Source organism: Terriglobales bacterium, assembly GCA_035937135.1.
Taxonomy (GTDB): Bacteria; Acidobacteriota; Terriglobia; order Terriglobales; family Acidobacteriaceae; genus DASYVL01.
Genome location: DASYVL010000085.1, coordinates 1 through 2,099, shown reverse-complemented (window position 1 = coordinate 2,099; position 2,099 = coordinate 1). Strand labels below are relative to the sequence as shown.

Genomic DNA, 2,099 nt, shown 5'->3' with positions numbered 1-2,099 from the left:
AGTCCGGCCGCCAAAACGATTCCCAGAAGACGGTTCTTGCCTGCGAAAAACGACACCAATCTCACTCCAAGTTAAGTCTTAAGTATAACGAAGTCCGCACCTTCCAGACATTCAACCTCAGGGGCGCGTACCTCGGGATGCACCGGCCTGAGCGCCGGCGCGTTGGGGTCTTGGGGTTTTAGATGCAGGAGGTTAGTGGAAGGTCGCCTGACCCCAGCGGAGAGGTGGCGGCTCCCGCTCTAGGTACAATGGAGCGATGGCCAAGCCCCGATACACGCCCCAGCACGCCCGCTCCGGGCTCAGCGCCCGCTTCCCGGCGATCGAGACCTGGCCCAACCAGTTCCCGGCCTACGAGATCGTCATCGACATCCCGGAGTTCACCTCCGTCTGCCCCAAGACCGGCTTGCCGGATTTTGGCGTGCTCTCCATCCGCTACATGCCGGCGCGGCGCTGCCTAGAGTTGAAGTCCCTCAAGGAATACCTGCTGACTTATCGCAACCTCGGCATCTTCCAGGAGAACATCGTCAACCGGGTGCTGGAGGACGTGGTGCGCGCTGCGCGGCCCAAGTGGGCGGTGGTGAAGGGCGGCTTCCGCCCCCGCGGCGGCATCGGCACGGTGATCAAAGCGCGCTGGCCCCGGCCCCGCAAGTAGGCCGCGGCTTCGCCGGCGCAGCGTGTAAGATTCCGCCCACCCAATGGAGCCCCAGTCCTCCCCGCCGCGCCTGCCGGCCAAAGACGATCCCAAGATCATCTTCGGCTGGTGCATGTACGATTTTGCGAACTCCGCCTACATCACCATCGCCGTCGGCCTGCTGCCGGTGTACTTCGCCACCGCCATCATCGGCCCGGGCGGCCTCTTTTTTCGCGGCACGCGCTATGAGGCGGATACGCTGTGGGCCCTGCTGGTGGGAACGGCGGACCTCATCGCCTTCGTTTGCGCGCCGGTGCTGGGCGCCATCGCCGATTTCTCCGCCGCCAAGAAGCGCTTCCTGCTCTTTTTCACCTACGTAGGCTCGCTGGCCGCGACCCTACTCTACCTTTCCCACACCGGCGACGTGTACCGCACCATGATCCTCTTCCTCGTCGCCCAGATCTCATACACCAACGCCAACGTGGTGTATGACGCCTTCCTGCCCCAGATCGCATCGCCAGAGAAGATGGACTGGGTCTCCGGCAAGGGATTCTCTTACGGCTACGTGGGCGGCGGATTGCAGTTCGCCCTCGCCCTGCTGCTGGTGGTGGGACACCAGAGGCTGGGAATCTCCCAGGAACTCGCGGCGCGCATCGGCATCGCTAGCGCAGGCCTGTGGTGGGGCGGCTTCACTCTGTACACCGCCCGGCATCTGCGGGAAGGACCCCCGCTCGAGAAGTTGCCGGAGCGATACCGTGGCTGGCCCCGCCCCCTGGCCTTTGCCGCCGTCGGACTCTTGCGCACTCTGCGCACCACCCGGCGCGTGCGCCGCTTCCGCCACCTCGCCCTCTTTCTCCTCGCCTTCATGCTGTATAACGACGGCATCCAGACGGTAATCAACCTGGCCACCACCTATGGGACGGTAGAACTGCAGCTGCCGGTGTGGGTGCTGATGGGTACGCTGCTGGTCATCCAGGTGGTGGCCACCTTCGGCGCGCTTGTTTTCAGCCGCCTGGCGGAGCGCATCGGGACCAAGCCCGCCATCATGACCACGCTGGTACTGTGGTCGGGCGTGGTTGCCTACGCCTACTTCATTCACAGCGCCACCGAGTTCTTCATCCTGGGGATGATCGTGGGAGTGGTGCTGGGCGGCTCGCAATCGCTCAGCCGGTCGTTTTACGGCTCCATGGTGCCGGAGGCGGCCAGCGCCGAGTTCTTCGGCTTCTACACCGTGTTCACCAAGTTTTCTTCCGTCTTCGGCCCGCTGGTTTTCGCGGTCATCAAGCAGATGGCCGGCTCCTCGCGCCTGGCCATTCTCTCGCTGGTGGTATTTTTTGTTGTAGGACTGGCGCTGCTGGCGCTGGTCAACGAGACCAAGGCGCGCCAGGCCCGGCTGGAGGCGGCCTTCTGATGGGAGCGTCCGCCTGATGCACTGGTTCTACGGTATCCTGGGCGCGGTGCTGGCGGC

2 protein-coding genes are annotated in these 2,099 nt (G+C 64.2%); both read left to right on the top strand.

Going from position 1 to position 2,099, the window contains the following annotated elements:
* The first annotated feature begins 256 nt into the window (after positions 1-256).
* Positions 257-652 (top strand): preQ(1) synthase, encoded by a 396-nt coding sequence (gene queF, locus VGQ94_05370; GenBank protein HEV2021938.1) that lies wholly within the window; start codon positions 257-259, stop codon positions 650-652.
* A gap of 43 nt (positions 653-695) precedes the next feature.
* On the top strand, positions 696-2,042 hold the full coding sequence (locus tag VGQ94_05365) for an MFS transporter (GenBank protein ID HEV2021937.1): 1,347 nt from the start codon (positions 696-698) through the stop codon (positions 2,040-2,042).
* The last annotated feature ends 57 nt before the right edge of the window (positions 2,043-2,099 follow it).

Bases quoted from the DNA above. Each gene is read 5' to 3' on its own strand.
- queF (HEV2021938.1), top strand. From the start codon at position 257: ATGGCCAAGCCCCGATACACGCCCCAGCACGCCCGCTCCGGGCTCAGC.
- VGQ94_05365 (HEV2021937.1), top strand. From the start codon at position 696: ATGGAGCCCCAGTCCTCCCCGCCGCGCCTGCCGGCCAAAGACGATCCC.